The organism is Acidovorax sp. GW823-FHT05D11, from assembly GCF_058795695.1.
Genome location: NZ_CM179502.1, coordinates 4,106,248 through 4,123,817, shown reverse-complemented (window position 1 = coordinate 4,123,817; position 17,570 = coordinate 4,106,248). Strand labels below are relative to the sequence as shown.

Here is a 17,570-nt window from a genome sequence, read left to right as displayed (position 1 = left end):
CGTCACCCTGTCAAGGAGCTTGCAGCATGGTTGGATTGGAATGATGATGCCGCACCGCCACAGGAGACTTCATCCATGAGCCTGCCCCTGCACGACCCCGCCTGGCTCGAGCGCATGTACAACAACCGCGCGCTGGTGCCCGACCACATGGCCTATCTGCAGCGCTGGGCCGACGATTCCGCCCGGGTGCGGGCGAGCCACCCGTGCGTGCTGGACGTGGCGTACGGTACCGGGACGGGAGAGGCGCTGGATATTTTCCCGTCCGCACGTGCCTCGGATGACGGTGTTCCCGTGCTGGTGTTCGTGCACGGCGGGTATTGGCGCTCGCTGGACAAGTCCGACCATTCGTTCATTGCCCCGTCCTTCACGCAGGCCGGTTTCTGTGTGGTGGTGGTGAACTACGCGCTGTGCCCCGGCACGCCGGAGGCGCCGGTCACCATTCCCCATATCGTGCGGCAGATGGAGAAGGCACTGGAATGGGTGTGGCGCCACATCGCCAGCCACGGCGGGGACCCCCGGCGCATCACGGTGGCCGGGCACTCGGCGGGAGGGCAACTGGCCGCCATGCTGCTTACCAGCGTGTGGCCCCTGGTCGGCCAGGGGCTGCCCGATGGGCTGGTGCGCAATGCGCTGTCGATTTCTGGGATCCACGATCTGGAGCCCATCATGCACACCCCCATGTACCAGTCGGTGCTGAACCTGACGGAGCAGCAGGTCCTTCAGTGCAGCCCCGCGCGGCTTCTGGAGCCGCCAGCGGGCACGCTCTACTGCGTGGTGGGGGCCGATGAAAGTACGGAGTTCCTGCGGCAGAACCAGCTCATGCAGGACGCCTGGGGCAGCCATTTCGTCCCCCGCAGCCAGGCACTGCCGGGCCTGCACCATTTCAGCATCGTGGATTGCCTGGCCAGGCCGGGGCATGACCTGCACCACATGGCGCAAAACCTGCTGCGCGCCTGAAGTGGGGGCAATCCCCTGCGGCGCTGCCCGTGTTTCCCGCCCCTCGGGCTTCGCGCTGGGGTGGCGCCCGCTGGCCTGGGCTGCGCCATCTGCATGTGCCGTGGCGGCGCAAGGGGCCGGCGCTGCCGTGCCGGCCGCCCGTGCTACATCAGCAGGTGCTCGCCTGCGTTGTCGCCGCCCAGGATCACGTAGTTCACCTTGCGGATGTCCATCAGCTTCTTGCCGCCCGCGTAGCTGATGGAGCTTTGCACGTCCTGCTCCATTTCGATCAGGGTGCCGGCCAGCTTTCCCTTGACGGGCTCCAGGATGCGCTTGCCTTCGACGTGCTTGTACTCGCCCTTGTTGAAGTCGCTCGCGGAACCGTAGTATTCCTTGTACAGCGCGCCGTCCACCTCGACGGTCTGGCCCGGCGATTCCTCATGCCCCGCAAACAGCGAGCCGATCATCACCATGCTGGCGCCAAAGCGGATGCTCTTGGCGATGTCTCCGTGGCTGCGGATGCCCCCGTCGGCGATGATGGGCTTGGTGGCCACGCGCGCGCACCACTTGAGCGCCGAGAGCTGCCAGCCGCCCGTGCCAAAACCCGTCTTGAGCTTGGTGATGCACACCTTGCCCGGGCCCACGCCGACCTTGGTAGCATCGGCCCCCCAGTTTTCCAGGTCGATCACCGCTTCGGGCGTGGCCACGTTGCCGGCGATCACGAAGGCCTTGGGCAGGTGCTGCTTGAGGTAGCCGATCATGTTCCGCACGCTGTCGGCATGGCCGTGCGCGATGTCGATGGTGATGTATTCGGGGGTGAGCCCCAGTGCCACCAGCTGGTCCACGGTGTCGTAGTCGGGCTGCTTCACGCCCAGCGAGATCGAGGCGTAGCAGCCCTGGGCGTGCATGTCCTTGACGAACTGGACATTGTCCAGATCGAAGCGGTGCATGACATAGAAGTAGCCGTTCTGTGCCATCCAGGTGCAGATCTTTTTATCCACCACCGTCTTCATGTTGGAGGGCACCACTGGCAGCCGGAACGAGCGTCCGCCCAGTTCCACGCTGGCGTCGCATTCCGAGCGGCTGTCCACCCGGCACTTGCGCGGCAGCAAGAGAACGTTGTCGTAGTCGAAGATTTCCATGAGATTCCAAGCTCCATAAAGGGACGCAGCCAAACAATTTCAGCGGCGGTGGGCGCTTGGCTTGGGACCGGCTTTGTGGGCGGGGCCGTTCAGGCCGCTCCGAACCCCGCGGTGCGCGGGCACAAAAAAACCGGACGCCAAGAAACTTGGGCCCGGTGATTGATTCTACCCGCCTGTCCGTCCCACCCTATAACGATGGTGGTATTACCGGTATCACCGGCAGGTGGATTGCGCCGCGGCGATGACCGTCCCCCGGGCATCCTGCACCCAGCCCACCATGCGCAGCCGCTCGGCCTGCGCCCCTTCGGGGATGCGCATGGACCGTGTTTCCATCCATTTCGATGGCCCCAATCCCGACACCGGCCGCTGGCCGGGCTTGCCCCATGCGCCGTGGAGCATGTTCCTGACGATATTCCGGGGCACGGCCGTGCCGTCGGTTCCCGCTGGCACGGCCTCCACGAGCAGCAGGTAGAACTCCAGGGGGCCAGGCGCGGCGGTCCGGCCCGGGGTGAACGCGATCGCCGTGCCCAGGTAGTCGTTGAACGGCATGCCGTGGGCCACCCGCAGTCCGGCAGGCCGGGCTGCCTGTACCGCAGCGGTGTGCACGTCGGTGGCCCGGGGCGGCTTGCGGCCCAGCGCCTCCAGCCGGACCAGGGCGTCGCGGGCGGCAGCGGCGGCCAGCGGTGCATCCTCGCCCGCCGCGCCGGGCACGATCCAGTCCAGCACCGCCGTGCCGGCGCCGGCGGTCGGCGCGGGGGTTGCGCGGTCCGTCCAGCAGGCCTCGCAGTCCGCGCTGAGGAAGCGCTCGAAGAGGGCGGTGGGCCGTGGGGTGCCGTCGCTGCTGCAGCTGGCCTGGGCCCAGGTGGCCGCGGGTGCATGGGCGAGTACAAGGGCCACGAGGCTGGCCAGGGTGCGGGCAGTGTTTTTCATAAAAGAATGGGAGGGCGGCGGGGCGCTTTCTACAATGGCTGGATGTTCCCACAAGACCCGTTCCCGGGGGGGCCAGATGTGCTGGCGCCCACCTCCCTTGATGCGCCCTCGGCTGCGTCGCCCCTCCTGGCCCATCTGAACCCCGAGCAGCTCGCCGCCGTCACCCTGCCGGCGGGGCATGCGCTCATCCTGGCGGGCGCTGGCTCGGGCAAGACGCGGGTGCTCACCACGCGCATCGCCTGGCTGCTGCAAAACGGCTACGCCACGCCTGGCGGCATCCTGGCCGTCACCTTCACCAACAAGGCCGCCAAGGAAATGGTGGCGCGCCTGTCGGCCATGCTGCCGGTGAACGTGCGCGGCATGTGGATCGGCACCTTCCACGGCCTGTGCAACCGGCTGCTGCGGGCGCACCACAAGGCGGCCGGCCTGCCGCAGTCGTTCCAGATCCTGGACACGCAGGACCAGCTTTCGGCCATCAAGCGCCTGTGCAAGCAGCACAACGTGGACGACGAGCGCTTTCCGCCCAAGCAGCTGTCGTACTTCATCGCCGGCTGCAAGGAAGAGGGCATGCGCCCCGGCGACGTGCCCACGCACGACAGCGACGCCCGCAAGAAGGTCGAGATTTACCAACTGTACGAAGAACAATGCCAGCGCGAAGGCGTGGTGGACTTTGGCGAGCTGATGCTGCGCAGCTACGAGCTGCTGCGCGACAACGACCCGATCCGCGAGCACTACCAGCGCCGCTTCGCGCACATCCTGGTGGACGAATTCCAGGACACCAACAAGCTGCAGTACGCCTGGCTCAAGCAGCTGGCGGGCAACGACACTGGCGGGCGCTTCGAGGCGCGCGGCAGCGTGATCGCCGTGGGCGACGACGACCAGAGCATCTACGCCTTTCGCGGGGCGCGGGTGGGCAACATGGCCGACTTCGTGCGCGAGTTCGATGTCCAGCAGCAGATCAAGCTCGAACAGAACTACCGCAGCTACAGCAACATCCTCGACTCGGCCAATACGCTCATCAGCCACAACAGCCGGCGCCTGGGCAAGAACCTGCGCACCACGCAGGGGCCCGGCGAGCCCGTGCGCGTTTACGAGGCCAGCACCGACCTGGCCGAGGCGCAGTGGATGGTCGACGAGATCAAGCAGCTGGTGCGCAGCGACGGCTTCGAGCGCAAGGAGATCGCCGTGCTCTACCGCAGCAATGCGCAAAGCCGGGTGATCGAATCGGCGCTGTTCAACGCCAGCGTGCCCTACCGCGTGTACGGCGGCCTGCGCTTCTTCGAGCGCGCCGAAATCAAGCACGCGCTTGCCTACCTGCGCCTCTTGGAGAACCCGCACGACGACACGAGCTTCCTGCGCGTGGTCAACTTTCCGCCGCGCGGCATCGGGGCGCGCAGCATCGAGGTGCTGCAGGACGCAGCGCGCGCCGCCGGCTGCTCGCTGCACGATGGCGTGAGCGCCGTGCCCGGCAAGGCGGGCGCCAACCTCGGCGCCTTTGTCGCCATGGTGGACGTGCTGCGCGAGCAGACGCAGGGCCTGAACCTGCGCGGCATCATCGAGCAGGTGCTCGAATCCTCGGGGCTGGTGGAGCACTACCGCACCGAGAAGGAAGGCGCCGACCGCATCGAGAACCTGGAAGAACTGGTCAACGCGGCCGAGAGCTTCGTCACGCAGGAGGGGTTTGGCCGCGATGCCGTGGCTCTGCCGCTGGACGAGCATGGCACGCCGCTCACGCAGAGCGCGGTCAGCCAGGGGCTGGATCCCGATGCCCCGGTCGTCGACGAACCGCTCAAGCCCGTGCCGGGCATCGTGGACGCGGACACCGGCGAAACCCTCTCGCCCCTGGCCGCCTTCCTCACGCACGCCGCGCTGGAAGCGGGCGACAACCAGGCCCAGGCCGGGCAGGACGCGGTACAGCTGATGACCGTGCACGCCAGCAAGGGCCTGGAGTTCGATGGCGTGTTCATCGGCGGAATGGAAGAGGGCCTGTTCCCGCACGAAAACTCCGCCAGCGAGCGCGACGGACTGGAGGAAGAGCGCCGCCTGATGTACGTGGCCATCACCCGCGCGAGGAAGCGCCTGTACCTGAGCCATTCGCAGACGCGCATGCTGCACGGCCAGACGCGCTACAACATCAAGAGCCGCTTCTTTGACGAACTGCCCGAGGGCGCGCTCAAGTGGATCACGCCCAAGCAGCAGGGGTTTGGCTCATTTGCTCCTAATTCAGGAGCTTCTGGCGCTTATGGGTCAAGCGCTAGAGGCTCATTTGGCTTCAAGTCCGAGACCTTCGCCAGCCCGCCGGTGCCCGTGCAGAAGACCGCGCCCGCCCACGGCTTGCGGGTGGGCATCGCGGTGTTCCACACCAAGTTCGGCGAAGGCAAGGTGCTGGCCATCGAAGGCACGGGCGACGACGCGCGCGCGCAGGTCAATTTTCCGCGCCATGGCACCAAGTGGCTGGCGCTGTCGGTGGCCAAGCTCACGGTGGTGGACTGATTGAAATCATCGCCCGCCGCTCCGGCGCTGGTGGTGCTCGGCGGGCTGCCGGGCGTGGGCAAGAGCACGATCGCCCGCGCGCTGCTGGGGCAGTGGCCGGCGGTGTACCTGCGCATCGACACCATCGAGCAGGCGCTGCGGGATTGCGGCGCGCTGGGAGGCAGTGGCGTGGGGGCCGCGGGCTATGTGGTGGCGTATGCCCTGGCGCGCACCCATCTTTCGCAAGGACTGTCCGTTCTGGCGGACTGCGTGAACCCCTGGGCCGAGACGCGCGCGTCCTGGCACCGCGTGGCCCTGGACGCGCAGGCGCCGATGCTGGCCGTGGAGGTGGTCTGCGGCGATCCCGCCGAGCACCGCCGGCGGGTCGAGCAGCGGGTGAGCGACGTACCCGGTCTCGTGCCGCCCCTCTGGGATGCCGTGTGCCGGCACGACTACGCGCCCTGGGCGGCGGACAACAACCAGCTGGTGGTCGACACCGCCCACCGCAGCCCGGGCGAAGCGGCCAGGCACATCCTGGCCGCGCTGCGCGAACGCACGGCCGGCTAGGCGGGGAGGCAGCGCGCCGTGGTGTCCGGCAGCGCCAGCTTTTCAGCGTATAGCCCGCTGCGCTCGGGCGAGATCAGCGCCCCCAGGCCCTGCATCACCGTGACCTCGGCCCCGGCCTGCTGGTCCCGGTAGCACTTGCCCAGCAGTTCCAGGGTCGCCTCCAGCGCACCCGCCTGCTGTGCCGAGGTTTTCCGGAGGGTTTCGGCCTGCTGCCTGAGCCAGCCTTCATAGGCCTCCAGGCTGGCCTGCGGCAGCTTGGCGCGCTCGGCCTCGGGGATCATGGTGCCGTACAGCCCCAGGAGGCTTTGGGTCCCCGGCTGCCCCATCACCAGCACCGCGTCGTAGCGGGCCTCATACGAGCCCTGGCGGTAGATCACCTGGTGGATCTGATAGCGCAGCTTGCCCTTCTCGCCCCCGAGCGTGCGGATCAGGTCGCGCGCAGCGGCGCTGTGGCGGTCGCTGGCGAACTGCGTCTCCAGGGCCGCCGAAATCTGCGCATCGCTGGGATAGGTGATGGCCGCGGGCGAGCAGGCCGCCAGGGCGCCCACGGCCCCCATATACAAAAAGCCACGAAAGATAATTGATTTCATATTTGTGACAATAAAACAGGAGATTCCATTCATTTTCTTGAAAGTATGAATTTCTGAATGTTATTGCGGGTTTCATGATGATTTGAAGTGTAAAGACTTGTTTGTTTTTACGGTGGATTATGGAAGTGCGGCGGCATCGTTCAAATGTGGGAATGCACCCGCTGGCGGAGTAAGTGCTTGTCCTACATACCAAAACCCCGTGCGGCTCAGAGCGTGGATCCTGGGAGGTACGACCTGTGGATAACTCGGAAAATGCCAGCCCGGGCCGGGCCTACATTTCTTTACGGTGTGGACGGGTGCGCGCCTCAAGAATTCGTTCGCAGGCCGCAAGCGGCTGCTTCGTCAATTAATTTCAACCCTTCGAAGGATTATTGATATGCGCAAACTTGCCATTACCACCGTCGCAGCACTCGCATTTACCTGCAGCGCAGCTTTCGCCCAGAGCGGCAACGTCGCGATTCCCGGCCTGATCTCGGGCAAGGGCTCCGCCGGCTCCGAAGTGACCAACAGCCGCATCACCGTCACCAACAACAAGGCCACCAACGTCATCGCTGGCGGCGGCAAGGCCGGCATCAAGGTGGCCGAGATCTCGATGGAAGGCGTGGCCAACGTCAACAGCGTCAACATCACCGGCTCCAAGATCCGCAACTCGGACATCACCGTGAGCGGCAACGAAGCCACCGACATCAAGGCCATCGGCGGCACGGCCAACGTGAACAGCATCAACATCAACTGACCGGCGTGCCGCGGGTCCGTCCGGCAACCGCCGGCCGGACCGCAAGCCGTCCGACCATCCTGTCCATCCAGAAAAGGGGCTGTGAGTGCACACAACGCGCAAGACGCAACGCCATGAAGCCGCGGCGCTCTGGCTGCTCGGTCTTTCCGTGGCCCTGGCGCCGCTGCGCGGTCAGGCGCAGGAGTCCATGCTCGCCGGGGTGGGCTGGCACAAGAACAGTGCCGGCACGCAGGTGGACGCGGGCAGCCAGATCCAGGTGCTCGGCAACCGCTCCACGGGACCGGTGATCTCCACCGGCGGCAAGGGCTCCGCCCTGGCCAATGTCGGCATGCGCGTGGACCTGGCGGGCACCGCGCAGGCCAACGGCATCGGCCTGGCAGCGATGGACGTGCGCCAGTCCCAGGTGCAGGTGCTGGGCAACCAGGTGACGGGCTTCGTGCACGCCCTGGGCGGTGCCGCCACCGCCAACATGGTGCTGGCGGCCAGCGCCACGGGTACGAAGCAGCTCACGGCGAGCCGCCTGATCGTGCAGGGCAACCGCGCGGCCGACGTCGCGGCCTTCGGCGCCAAGTCCGAGGTGCTGCTGGGTACCGGTTCGCTGCAGATGCCCGGCCGCGCCACGGCCAACAGCGTGCTGCTGGATGCGACCGACGTGCGCAATTCCGAGGTGGCGCTGGTCGGCAACGAGGCCCGTGGCGTCACCTCCATCGGCGGATCAGCGCTCGCCAATGCGCTCACCGCGGCCCGGTCCACCCTGGAGGACACCCGCATCCTGCACACCGGCAACCGCGCGCAGGACGTGCGCGCAGGCGGCGGCAGCGCCGGCGTGGGGCGCGGCACCATTGCCCAGGTGGATCTGACGGGGGTGGCGGCGGCCAACGCGGTCACCCTGGCGTCGAGCGAGCTCAAGGGCGCGCAACTGGTCCTGGCGGGCAATGAAGCGGCCCAGGTCATCGCGACGGGCGGCAGCGCCCTGGCCAACAGCATCAGCTTATCCGACCACAAGCTCGTCGGTTCGGCGGGCTACCAGGCGGGCGTTTCGGGCAATACCGCACGCAACGTGCAGGCCTGGGGCGGTGAAGGATCCATTCTCGGCGGGGCGCTGGCCGACGTGCGGGTGTCCGCCTCGGCCCTGGCCAACACCATCTCCGTGACCCGGGGCGAACTGGCCGAGGGGCCCGTGCACCGCCTCAGCGGCAACCAGGCGCGCGATGTGGTTGCGACCGGGGGCGGGGCGGCGGCCAACAGCCTTTGGCTGGACAACGCGACCGTGCGGGCTGGCACCGTGCTGCTGGCGGGCAACGTGGCCGACCAGGTGCGCACGGCCGCAGGCTCGGGCACCATTGGCGGTGGCCTCGTCGGCGCCCTGGAGCGCAACGGCCGCGCACTGGCCAACACCGTGGTGGCGGACCACCAGTCCACGCTGGAGCGCGCCGCCGTCACCGTCAGCGGGAACCACGGCCAGGCCATCACGGGCTCGGGCGGGCTGGCCGCGGCCAACACGCTGATGGTGAGCGAGGGCCGCGTGCAGGACACCGCCCTGACCCTGGCGGGCAACCGCGCCGACGGGGTGCGGTCCACCGGCTATGCGGCGCAGGCGGGCGGGGGGCTTCTGTTTTCGGCCAGCCAGCAGTCGGCCGCGCTGGCGAACACGCTGGCGGTCACGGGGTCGCAGCTTGATGCGCAGACGCTGACGCTGGCGGGCAACACCGCATCGCGGCTGACGGCACGCGGAGGCGCGCTGCTGGCCAACAGCATTGCATTGGAAAACGGCGCGGGCGCGCCCTCGCGCCTGTCGGCGGCGGGTGTGCTGAGTGGCAACACGGCCAGCGACATGAGCACCGCGGCGGATTCGGTCTCCGGCGCGGGGGGGCTGGCCGGGCGCGAGAGCCGCGCGCGGGCCGCCGCCAATGCCCTGGTGCTGCACGACGATGCGCTGGTGGATGCATCGTCGCCCTGGCTGATCGCCGGGAACTCCGCGCGCGGCGTGCACGCGCCCGGAGGCACCGCCCTGGTCAATGTGCTGGCGGCCTACCGTGGCGCGCGGGTGCAGGGCAGCCCGGTGGTCATCGCGGGCAACACGGGCGAGGACATCCGCGCCGCCGGCAGTGGCGCGCAGGCACTGGGCGTGGGCACCAAGTCCAATGGCGTGCTGGCGGCCAACGGGCTGTACATGGATGGCTCGGGCGCCACGGCGCTGGCCCGCAGCACCCTGCAGGTGGTGGGCAATACGGCCCGGCAGCTGAACGCTGACGGTGGCCGCATCAACGCCAATGCGCTGTCGGTCAACGCCCAGGGCCGCGTGGAGGCCAGCACGCTGACGCTCGCGGGCAACACGGCGGCCGACGTGCGCAGCGAAGGGCGCGAGGGCACGGTGGGCGGCTTTGCCGCGTTTGGCAGGGGCGTGGGGCAGGCCAATGCCAACGCCATCCAGGTGCTGGGGGACATGCGCGCGGCCAGCCTGCAGCTGATGGGCAACACGGCGGGGCGTGTGTTCGCCACCGAGGGCCTGGCGGCGGCCAACAGTTTTTCGCAGGGCTCCGGTGGCCGCGTGGACGGGGTCCAGGCGCTGGTGGCCGCCAACACGGCGGTGTCCACCCAGGCCGAGCAGGGCAGCACGGCGCTGGCCAACAGCGTGCAGGCCGACGGGACGCTGCAGGGCAGCGCGGTGCAGGTGGTGGCCAACCAGGGCAGCGCCCGCGCCGCCAGCCGGGACGGGCTGGCCAACAGCGTGCGCGCACAGGGCCGTGGGCGCGTGGCCGGCTCGTCGGTCACCGTGACCGCCAACCAGGGCTCGGGCGAGCAGGGGGTGGCCAACAGCGTGGACATCGCGGGCACGCTGCAGGGCGGCAGCATCACCATCCTGGGCAACCAGGGTTCGGCGCGGGATGGCGGGGCGATCAACAGCGTGGTGGGCGATGGCCGCATCTCGGGCAGCCAGATCACCATCATCGGCAACGCGGGGTCGGCCAGCGGCGGGCTGGCCAACAGCGTGCGCGGCGGGGGGAGCATCACGGCGTCGAGCATCACCATCCTGGGCAACCAGGCCAGTGCGCAGGGTGCCAGCAGCAAGGTCAACAGCGTCACGGGATCGGGCTCCATCAAGGGCAGCCAGATCCTGATCGCGGGCAACACGGGCCGGGCCAGCGGCGGCGGCCTTGTCAACGGTGTGAACAACAGCGGCAGCATGGCGGGCGCGCAGATCGTGGTGACCGGCAATCAGGGCAATGCCACGGGCGGCGGCACCGTCAACAGCGTGGACAACCGGGGCCAGCTCTCGGGCCGGGTGCTGATCGCGGGCAACCGGGGCAGCGCCACGCTGGGCGGCACGGTCAACTCGCTGGTGAACCACGGCGTGATGGCGGGCACGGTCGTGATCGCCGGCAACCAGGGCCATGCGGCCGTGGGCGGCGTGTCCAACTCGGTGGTCAACCAGGGGGTGATCACCGGCGCGGTGACCATCGTCGGAAACATGTCGGCGGCCGCGGCGGGCATGACCTCTGGCAGCGTGCGCAATGTGGGCGGGGCCATCACCGGCGTGGTCGGCGTGGCGGGCAACACCCCGTTTGCCGCCAATCCCGGCTACACGTACGCCATCCCCTCCACGGGCGTGGTGAACCAGTCCGTCACGGTGCTGCCGGCCGTGAACCTGCTCAGCATGTAGGGCGGCGCTGCCTGGCGGGTGCGCAGCGGCGCGTTTTTGGTTTTCAGTGGATGAAGGAGTCGCAATGAAAAATCTGGACGAAAACTCCCATCGGCGCACGCTGCGCGCCCTGGGCCTTTGGTGCGGGACAGGGGCACTGGCGCTGATGGGCGCCGGCGCGCAGGCCCAGCTGGTGAACTACGGCGAACAGCTGGGTGCCTACAAGGACATGGCGCAAAGCGGTGTGCGGCTCAACGACGGGGTCTATCCGTCGGTGAGTGCCAAGGCCCGCGTGAACCGCGCCATCTCGCAGAACACGCTGGTGGACCAGAGCGCGCTGGTGCAGCCCGACGGCACGCTGAAGCTGCCCGACGGGCAAAAGAACATCGTGATCCGTTCCACGTATTCCGATGTGCAGCGCGCGCCCGACGGCACGCTGCGCATCGCCAGCCCCGTGATCCAGGGCAACGTGAACGGCAACGTGACGCTGTACGTGGAAGGCAAGGGCGTGGAAAACATCACCGTCCTCAATTCCGGCCGCTGACGGCCGCGGGCCTTCTGCCTTGCAGCCCCGGGAGAGCGGGGCTTTTGATACCACCACCACAACAAAGAACCATGACGAAAAGAACATTGCGATGGGGAGCGCTGGCGCTGGCAGTGGCCACGCTCGCTGGCTGTGCATCCACGGAAAACGCCCTCAAGGACGCCAATACGCTGCTGCAGGAGCGCGAGGCCGACAAGCTGCTGCCGGTCACCAACCTGAGCCCCTACGCGCTGGCGCTCGGCCGCTTCGGGCGCATGCTCGATGTCTACAAGGAAGGCGATCCCGTCATCTACATGCAGACGCGCAGCATCCTGGATGCCACCAACCTCTCCAGCCCGCTCGTGGGGGCGGAGATTCCCGGCGACATCACCGAGATGGTGCGCACGGCCGTCAACCGCATCGGTGCGCGCGTGGTCTATGTGCCCTACCACCCGGACTACCTGGTGTCGCAGGCCCAGCTGGGCGCCAAGTTTGGCGTGACCATGCCGGACTTCCTGATCACGGGGGCGCTCACGGAGTTCGACCGTGCCATCGCGGGCGCGGGGCGCGTGAATTCGGCGGGCATCGAGTTCGGCAAGGGCAACGGCAAGACCACGCTGGGAGGCGACATCAAGCGCACGGCCATTTATTCGGCACTGGCGCTGGACCTGAACCTCGTGAGTTTCTCCACGCAGCAGATGGTGCCCCAGGTGCAGGCCTCCAACGTGGTCAAGGTGCTCAACTTCAGCTCCGAGGACAACGCCAGCCTGGGCTTTTACGGCGATGCCTTCGGCTTCAAGCTGGAAGGCAAGTACCTGCAGGGGCGCCATTCGGCCATCCGCACGCTGGTGGACCTGAGCGTGCTGGAGCTGATCGGCAAGGCCACCAACACGCCGTACTGGCGCTGCATTCCCAACGGCACGCCGGACCCCGTGGTGGTGGAGAACATGCGCGCGGCCTACAACGGGCTGACGCCCGAGCTCAAGCTGGGGCTGATCCAGGTGACGCTGCGCAAGTACGGCGAGCCGCTGCAGGTGACGCAGAAATACGACGACGAGACCCGGCAGGCGCTGGAGAAGGTGTATGCGCAGCGGTACCCCTCCCTGGGCGCCGTGGACGTGATGACCTGGCAGGGTTTTGAGCCCCTTTTCTTTGGTGTGCCCATGGCCTGGGACACGGCGCAGGCACCCGCGTTGGCCGGTGCGGCGCCGGCCCCCGGCGGCACCCCGGCGGGCACGAAGGCTGGCACATGATGCGTGGCGCCCGCATGTTCTACCGCTGCGCGCCCTGGGTGGTGGGGGCTGCCCTGCATGCGCCCGCCTTCGCGCAGCTGCCGCCGGCCGCTCCGCCGGCGCCTGCACCCGCGCCCACGCCGGCACAGCAGGCGGCGGCCCCCGGGGCCACGGCGGGTGCGCGTTTCCTCGAAGCGTGCAACGAGGCGCTGGAGCGCGGCGTGGCCGAGCTGGGCTGCCAGGGGCCGATCTACCGCAACGAGCTCGAGCGCCTGAAGCGCGAAGCCCTGAACACGCAGAACCCGCAGCTGCTTTCGTTCGTCGGCGATGCGTACCAGAACCCCCGGTCCGGCCTGGGCGACATGGGCCAGGCCTACCGCTGGTACCTGCTGGCCGCCGTGCGCGGCGATCCGCGCGCGATGCAGCGCCTGACGGAGATGAACCGCAAGGGCCAGGGCGTTCCCAAGGACAACGTGCGGGCCCTGGGCTATGCACGCCTGCTGGAGCGCATGAGCCAGCCCGACACCGGCACCCACCGCAATGTGGTGTCGGTGATCAACGAACTGGGCGCGGAAATGGCCGTGGAAGAAGTGGCCCTGGCCGAGCGCTTCGCATCGGAACTGGAGGCGCGCATCCAGCGCCAGGCCGCGGGGGAGGGCTCCGACAAAGGCGGTGACCCGCGGCCCGCGGCGGCGGGGGCCGTTCGGCCGGGTTCCGTCCTGCCGGGCATGTCGGCCGTGCCCCGCCCGGCCTCGGGTGCGCCGGCTCCGGCTGCGGTGCCTGGCGGCAGCTTGCCTGGAACGCCCGGAAAGGCACCGCCCTGATGCGAGGTTTTCCCACCATGAACGGCACATCATTGTTCGCGCTGCTGTTGCTGCTGGCGTGTGCCACGGTCCGGGCCGCAGGCCCGGTGGGGCCCGTGGGCCCGGTCGGCCCCGTGGGGCCCATCGGGCCCGAGCGCGCCGGGCCGCTGGACCCGCCTCGCCAGGGCCGCGCGAACCCCGTGTCACGGCCTGCCGCGCCAGTGCAGCCTGCCACCAGCGCTGCCAGCGGCGCGGGCGCGGGCAACCGCATCGAGGTCTCGGGTAATACCGCGTCCGGCACACGTTGCGCCGCAGATGGCTCGGCCTCCGTCAACAGCGTGGACGTATCGGGCGCGCGCCTGGAGGGCCGCACGGTCATCGTGCAGGGCCGCAATGCGAATGACGTGCGCACCGGCGATTGCCCGCAGCCCCCGAAGGCAGGGGGGACGGCGGGCCAGACCAACAGCATCCGCATTCGCTGATGCGTGGCGCCCGACCCGCCGTTGCGCAGACCCTCCTCGCAAACCGCGCCACGGCAACCACCATGGACAGTGATTGATGAACCAGGAGCACCAGACACCATGAATTCAACGACTCCCGTGTGGACGCCATCGCGCAGGGGGGCGGCCCTGGCCGTGGCCGCTGCCGCCGTTGTGCTGGCAGCGTGCAAGGAGCGCGCGCCGGAGCCGCAGGTGGCTGCAGCGACCGCGCCCGTGCCCGCCGCGGGCCCCGCACCCACTGCACCTGCAACCCAGGCAGCGCCAGCACCAGCACCGGCGGCCGTGCCAGCCGCCGCCACGCCCAAGAAGGTCCCCATGTCCATCCAGGGCGTGGCCGCCGCGGGCGTCACGGTGCGCGTCAAGGCGGTCGAGATCGGCGCGGACGCGACGGTGCTCGACGTGAGCATCTCGTTCGCCAACCGCATCACCGACACCACCATGCTGGCCCTGGCCGACACCTACCTGCAGGATGAGAGCGGTGCCCGCCTGCACATCAAGCGGCCCGACAACAACCGTGACATCACCATCCGCGAGGGCGAGACGCTGGACGGCCAGCTCGTGTTCATGGGCGCCGTGGCGCCGTCGGCGCGCAAGCTCAAGCTCGTGTTCAACGATGGCAACCAGGGCGACAACATCGTGGCGCCGGGGCTGGTCGTCGACCTGCCGCTGCAGGGCGGCTGATGCGGCATCCGGGCTTGGCGGCCGCCGGGGCGCACGCCGTCGCGCCGGCCTGCGCCCTGCTGGTAGCGCTGGCGGCTTGCGGGCCGGCACATGCGCTGGAGGTCGTGCGCAGCGGCCGGGCGCTGGGCGCCGTGCCCACGCGGCTGGTGCCCGCATCGGGCGCGCCATCGACCACGCTGCGCGCGCAGGAGCCCGCGGGCGGGCTGGTGGGACGGCGGCAGGACACCACGCTGCAGCGCAGCGCAGGGCCACAAACGATTCTGCGCGAGGCCGAGGTGCCCAGGGAGCGGCTGGAGCAGACGCGCGCCCTGCTGGCGGAGCTCAAGGCCCGGCCCACGCCCGAGCAGGCCATCTCCATCGACCTGCCGGCGGACGTGCTGTTCGATTTCGACAAATCCGACCTGCGCGCGGACGCGGCGTCCTCGCTGGACAAGGCGGCGGAACTCATCAAGAGCTATGCGGCGGCGCCGCTCACGGTGGTGGGCCACACCGATGGCAAAGGCACCGACGCCTACAACGACAGCCTGTCGCTGCGCCGCGCCGAGGCCGTGGCGCGTGCACTGCACCGCCAGACGGGCCGGCAGGCCGCTGTGCAGGGCCAGGGCAAGCGCCAGCCCGTGGCGCCCAACACCACGCCGGACGGCCGGGACGACCCGCAGGGCCGGCAGCTCAACCGGCGCGTTCAGATCCTCATCGGCGTGCCGCTCCGGGAAGGCAGGTAGACCATGGCCCTTGTGCGTTGCCCGGAATGCGGGCGTGAAGTCTCGTCGAAGGCGCCCGCCTGCCCGTCCTGCGGCTACCCCCTGCAGGCCCAGGGCGCTTCGCCCGCGGAACCCCAAAACGCGCTGCAGTCGCCGCATGTGTGGGGCCGTGTGGCCTTGGCCCTGGGCGCGTGGCTGGTCACCCCCTGGATTGCCAGGCTCATCGTGGCGCTGGCGGTGTGCGTGCTGGCGTATTTCATGTTCACCGGGCGGTGACCTTGCGCGTCCCGGAGGGTTCACGCTTGCGAGTCCACAGAGCGCATCAATGCGCCAAGGTGCCTGCGCCGTGGGCGCCCGCCAGCGCCACCGCATCCGCGCCCGCCGCATAGCGCAGCCGCGCTGACGCATCGTTCACCGCCGCCCACACGGCCTCGGCCACATCCTGCTCGGTCGTCACGGCCGCGGGCTGGCCCAGGGCGGCGAAGACGGACTGGGCGCAGGGCGCATAGGCGGGAGGGATCAGCCCCTGCATGCGCTCGGCGCCATTGGCGGTGAACTGCGTGGTGGGCGCATAGCCGGGCTCCACGAGTTTCACGCGGACGCCAAAGGCCTCCAGCTCGAAGGCCAGCGAGGCGGTGAACCCCTCGATGGCGGTCTTGCTGGCGGTGTAGGCGGCCACGAGCGGCATGGGTGCCAGGGTGGCGCTGGACGTGACGTTGACCACCAGGCCCGCGCGCCGGTCGCGCATCTGCGGCAGCACGGCCTGGGTCACCGCCATGGTGCCGAAGGTGTTGGTGTCGAAGATGTCGCGCACCGTGGCCATGGGCGTGGCCTCGAAGGCGCCGAACAGGCCCAGGCCCGCGTTGTTCACCAGCACGTCGATGGGGCCTGCGGCCTGCAGCGCCTGGGCGATGCTGTCGGACCGGGTCACGTCCAGCGGCAGGATGCGCAGGCGGTCCGATGGCGGCAGCAGGTCGGTGCGCGGGGTGCGCATGCTGGCGATCACGTTCCAGCCCTGGGCGTGGAAGTGGCGGGCGGTGGCAAGGCCGTAGCCGGACGAGCAGCCGGTGATCAGGATGGTCTTCATGGTGAAACTCCGTGGATGGGTTGCGATGGAAAGTGGTGCAACGATATCGGGCCGGAGTCGGATTAACTACAATCTAAAGTCTGATTTTCTTTTGCAGGAGTCCGACCGTGGTCGATCCCCTCGCGCAGGTCATCGCTCTGCTGCGGCCGCGCGCCGTGTTCTCCAAGCTGATCAGCGGCGCGGGGCCCTGGGCCGTGCGCTATGGCGAGTTCGGCAGCCCGAGCTTTTGCACCATGCTGGAGGGACAGTGCGTGCTCGCCCTCGCGGGGCAAGAGCCCGTGGCGCTGGAAGCGGGCGACTTCGTGCTTTTGCCCGCGACACCGGGGTTCACCTTGTCGGGCATGGAGCAACCGGCGGCGCCGGTATTCATGGACCCCCACCGCATGCCCGCACCAGACGGCGAGCATGGGCTGCGCCATGGCACGCCTGATAGCCCGCCGGACATGCGCATGCTGGGCGGCTACTTCGAGTTCGACTCCCCCGACGCCGCGTTGCTGGTGTCGCTGCTGCCGGACATGCTGCACGTGCGCGGCGTGGAGCGGCTGCCGACCCTGGTGCAACTGGTGCGGCAAGAGTGCCTGGCCGCGCTGCCGGGCCGTGAACTGGTGCTGGATCGCCTGGTGGAGGTGCTGCTGATCGAGGCCCTGCGATCGAGCAACCGCGATGGTGCGCCCCCCGGGCTGCTGCGTGGGCTGGCGGACGCCCGCGTGGCGGTGGGCCTGCGCCTGATGCACAGCGCCCCGGAGCGGTCATGGACGGTGGACGCGCTGGCCCGGGAGGCGGCGTTGTCACGGTCCACTTTTTTCGAGCGCTTCCTGCGCGCCGTGGGGGTGCCGCCCATGGAATACCTGCTCGCCTGGCGCATGGCGCTGGCCAAGAACCTGCTGCGCAGCGGTGGCGGCGTGGGGCTTCATGAGGTCGCGGAACGCGTGGGCTACAGCTCGGCCAGCACGTTCAGCACGGCGTTCAGCCGCCATGTCGGGCTGGCGCCCGGCCGCTACGCGCGCCAGCAGCAGTAGCAGGCCTG

The 17,570-nt window shown here is 69.1% G+C and carries 17 protein-coding genes; 13 read left to right on the top strand and 4 right to left on the bottom strand.

What is annotated here, in order from left to right; all coding sequences use genetic code 11:
* Nucleotides 1-75: 75 nt before the first annotated feature.
* Nucleotides 76-957, top strand: a complete 882-nt coding sequence (locus tag AC3RCE_RS18965) for an alpha/beta hydrolase (protein ID WP_492253690.1) — start codon at nucleotides 76-78, stop codon at nucleotides 955-957.
* A 143-nt stretch (nucleotides 958-1,100) separates the two neighbouring features.
* On the opposite strand, the gene AC3RCE_RS18960 is transcribed toward AC3RCE_RS18965, so the two are convergent.
* Both AC3RCE_RS18960 and AC3RCE_RS18955 read right to left on the bottom strand, forming a co-directional pair.
* Nucleotides 1,101-2,078, bottom strand: a complete 978-nt coding sequence (locus AC3RCE_RS18960) for a GMP reductase (protein ID WP_492253689.1) — start codon at nucleotides 2,076-2,078, stop codon at nucleotides 1,101-1,103.
* Between the two features lie 213 nt (nucleotides 2,079-2,291).
* Nucleotides 2,292-3,008, bottom strand: a complete 717-nt coding sequence (locus AC3RCE_RS18955) for a hypothetical protein (protein ID WP_492253688.1) — start codon at nucleotides 3,006-3,008, stop codon at nucleotides 2,292-2,294.
* Nucleotides 3,009-3,050: 42 nt separating this feature from the next.
* On the opposite strand from AC3RCE_RS18955, the gene AC3RCE_RS18950 reads away from it, so the two are divergent.
* Nucleotides 3,051-5,501 (top strand): UvrD-helicase domain-containing protein, encoded by a 2,451-nt coding sequence (locus AC3RCE_RS18950; RefSeq protein WP_492253687.1) that lies wholly within the window; start codon nucleotides 3,051-3,053, stop codon nucleotides 5,499-5,501.
* Complete coding sequence (locus AC3RCE_RS18945; protein WP_492253686.1) at nucleotides 5,502-6,047, top strand: P-loop nucleotide/nucleoside kinase family protein; 546 nt, start codon at nucleotides 5,502-5,504, stop codon at nucleotides 6,045-6,047. It abuts the gene before it with no gap.
* Here the strand turns inward: AC3RCE_RS18945 and AC3RCE_RS18940 are convergent.
* Nucleotides 6,044-6,637 (bottom strand): hypothetical protein, encoded by a 594-nt coding sequence (locus tag AC3RCE_RS18940; RefSeq protein WP_492253685.1) that lies wholly within the window; start codon nucleotides 6,635-6,637, stop codon nucleotides 6,044-6,046. The two genes, AC3RCE_RS18945 and AC3RCE_RS18940, sit on opposite strands and share 4 nt — an antisense overlap.
* Nucleotides 6,638-7,013: 376 nt before the next feature.
* Here AC3RCE_RS18940 and AC3RCE_RS18935 point away from each other — a divergent pair, with 376 nt between their 5' ends.
* The 9 genes from AC3RCE_RS18935 (at nucleotide 7,014) to AC3RCE_RS18895 (ending at nucleotide 15,732) form a co-directional block, all read left to right on the top strand.
* Nucleotides 7,014-7,373 carry a hypothetical protein gene (locus AC3RCE_RS18935; RefSeq protein WP_492253684.1) on the top strand — a complete coding sequence of 120 codons (360 nt, stop codon included), beginning with the start codon at nucleotides 7,014-7,016 and terminating at the stop codon, nucleotides 7,371-7,373.
* Between the two features lie 85 nt (nucleotides 7,374-7,458).
* Nucleotides 7,459-11,037 (top strand): beta strand repeat-containing protein, encoded by a 3,579-nt coding sequence (locus tag AC3RCE_RS18930; RefSeq protein WP_492253683.1) that lies wholly within the window; start codon nucleotides 7,459-7,461, stop codon nucleotides 11,035-11,037.
* Between the two features lie 64 nt (nucleotides 11,038-11,101).
* Nucleotides 11,102-11,560, top strand: a complete 459-nt coding sequence (locus AC3RCE_RS18925) for a hypothetical protein (protein ID WP_492253682.1) — start codon at nucleotides 11,102-11,104, stop codon at nucleotides 11,558-11,560.
* Nucleotides 11,561-11,631: 71 nt separating this feature from the next.
* Nucleotides 11,632-12,792 (top strand): CsgG/HfaB family protein, encoded by a 1,161-nt coding sequence (locus AC3RCE_RS18920; protein ID WP_255591088.1) that lies wholly within the window; start codon nucleotides 11,632-11,634, stop codon nucleotides 12,790-12,792.
* The gene (locus AC3RCE_RS18915; protein WP_255594733.1) at nucleotides 12,789-13,595 is read left to right on the top strand and encodes an SEL1-like repeat protein; all 807 of its coding nucleotides are present in this window, start codon (nucleotides 12,789-12,791) and stop codon (nucleotides 13,593-13,595) included. Before AC3RCE_RS18920 ends, AC3RCE_RS18915 begins: the two co-directional genes overlap by 4 nt.
* 17 nt (nucleotides 13,596-13,612) lie before the next feature.
* A complete protein-coding gene (locus tag AC3RCE_RS18910; protein WP_492253681.1) occupies nucleotides 13,613-14,056 on the top strand; it encodes a hypothetical protein in 444 nt (147 codons plus the stop codon).
* 99 nt (nucleotides 14,057-14,155) lie between these two features.
* Nucleotides 14,156-14,755 carry a DUF4352 domain-containing protein gene (locus AC3RCE_RS18905; RefSeq protein WP_492253680.1) on the top strand — a complete coding sequence of 200 codons (600 nt, stop codon included), beginning with the start codon at nucleotides 14,156-14,158 and terminating at the stop codon, nucleotides 14,753-14,755.
* Nucleotides 14,755-15,477 (top strand): OmpA family protein, encoded by a 723-nt coding sequence (locus AC3RCE_RS18900; protein WP_492253679.1) that lies wholly within the window; start codon nucleotides 14,755-14,757, stop codon nucleotides 15,475-15,477. Before AC3RCE_RS18905 ends, AC3RCE_RS18900 begins: the two co-directional genes overlap by 1 nt.
* Before the next feature lie 3 nt (nucleotides 15,478-15,480).
* Nucleotides 15,481-15,732, top strand: coding sequence for a zinc ribbon domain-containing protein (locus AC3RCE_RS18895; protein ID WP_218295687.1), 252 nt, complete (start codon nucleotides 15,481-15,483; stop codon nucleotides 15,730-15,732).
* 46 nt (nucleotides 15,733-15,778) lie between these two features.
* Here AC3RCE_RS18895 and AC3RCE_RS18890 read toward each other — a convergent pair whose 3' ends face one another.
* On the bottom strand, nucleotides 15,779-16,543 hold the full coding sequence (locus AC3RCE_RS18890; RefSeq protein WP_218295686.1) for an SDR family oxidoreductase: 765 nt from the start codon (nucleotides 16,541-16,543) through the stop codon (nucleotides 15,779-15,781).
* Between the two features lie 107 nt (nucleotides 16,544-16,650).
* On the opposite strand from AC3RCE_RS18890, the gene AC3RCE_RS18885 reads away from it, so the two are divergent.
* A complete protein-coding gene (locus tag AC3RCE_RS18885; protein ID WP_218340038.1) occupies nucleotides 16,651-17,562 on the top strand; it encodes an AraC family transcriptional regulator in 912 nt (303 codons plus the stop codon).
* Nucleotides 17,563-17,570: the final 8 nt, after the last annotated feature.

Bases quoted from the DNA above. Each gene is read 5' to 3' on its own strand.
- AC3RCE_RS18965 (WP_492253690.1), top strand. From the start codon at position 76: ATGAGCCTGCCCCTGCACGACCCCGCCTGGCTCGAGCGCATGTACAAC.
- AC3RCE_RS18960 (WP_492253689.1), bottom strand. From the start codon at position 2,078: ATGGAAATCTTCGACTACGACAACGTTCTCTTGCTGCCGCGCAAGTGC.
- AC3RCE_RS18955 (WP_492253688.1), bottom strand. From the start codon at position 3,008: ATGAAAAACACTGCCCGCACCCTGGCCAGCCTCGTGGCCCTTGTACTC.
- AC3RCE_RS18950 (WP_492253687.1), top strand. From the start codon at position 3,051: ATGTTCCCACAAGACCCGTTCCCGGGGGGGCCAGATGTGCTGGCGCCC.
- AC3RCE_RS18940 (WP_492253685.1), bottom strand. From the start codon at position 6,637: ATGAAATCAATTATCTTTCGTGGCTTTTTGTATATGGGGGCCGTGGGC.
- AC3RCE_RS18935 (WP_492253684.1), top strand. From the start codon at position 7,014: ATGCGCAAACTTGCCATTACCACCGTCGCAGCACTCGCATTTACCTGC.
- AC3RCE_RS18925 (WP_492253682.1), top strand. From the start codon at position 11,102: ATGAAAAATCTGGACGAAAACTCCCATCGGCGCACGCTGCGCGCCCTG.
- AC3RCE_RS18920 (WP_255591088.1), top strand. From the start codon at position 11,632: ATGACGAAAAGAACATTGCGATGGGGAGCGCTGGCGCTGGCAGTGGCC.
- AC3RCE_RS18915 (WP_255594733.1), top strand. From the start codon at position 12,789: ATGATGCGTGGCGCCCGCATGTTCTACCGCTGCGCGCCCTGGGTGGTG.
- AC3RCE_RS18910 (WP_492253681.1), top strand. From the start codon at position 13,613: ATGAACGGCACATCATTGTTCGCGCTGCTGTTGCTGCTGGCGTGTGCC.
- AC3RCE_RS18905 (WP_492253680.1), top strand. From the start codon at position 14,156: ATGAATTCAACGACTCCCGTGTGGACGCCATCGCGCAGGGGGGCGGCC.
- AC3RCE_RS18900 (WP_492253679.1), top strand. From the start codon at position 14,755: ATGCGGCATCCGGGCTTGGCGGCCGCCGGGGCGCACGCCGTCGCGCCG.
- AC3RCE_RS18895 (WP_218295687.1), top strand. From the start codon at position 15,481: ATGGCCCTTGTGCGTTGCCCGGAATGCGGGCGTGAAGTCTCGTCGAAG.
- AC3RCE_RS18890 (WP_218295686.1), bottom strand. From the start codon at position 16,543: ATGAAGACCATCCTGATCACCGGCTGCTCGTCCGGCTACGGCCTTGCC.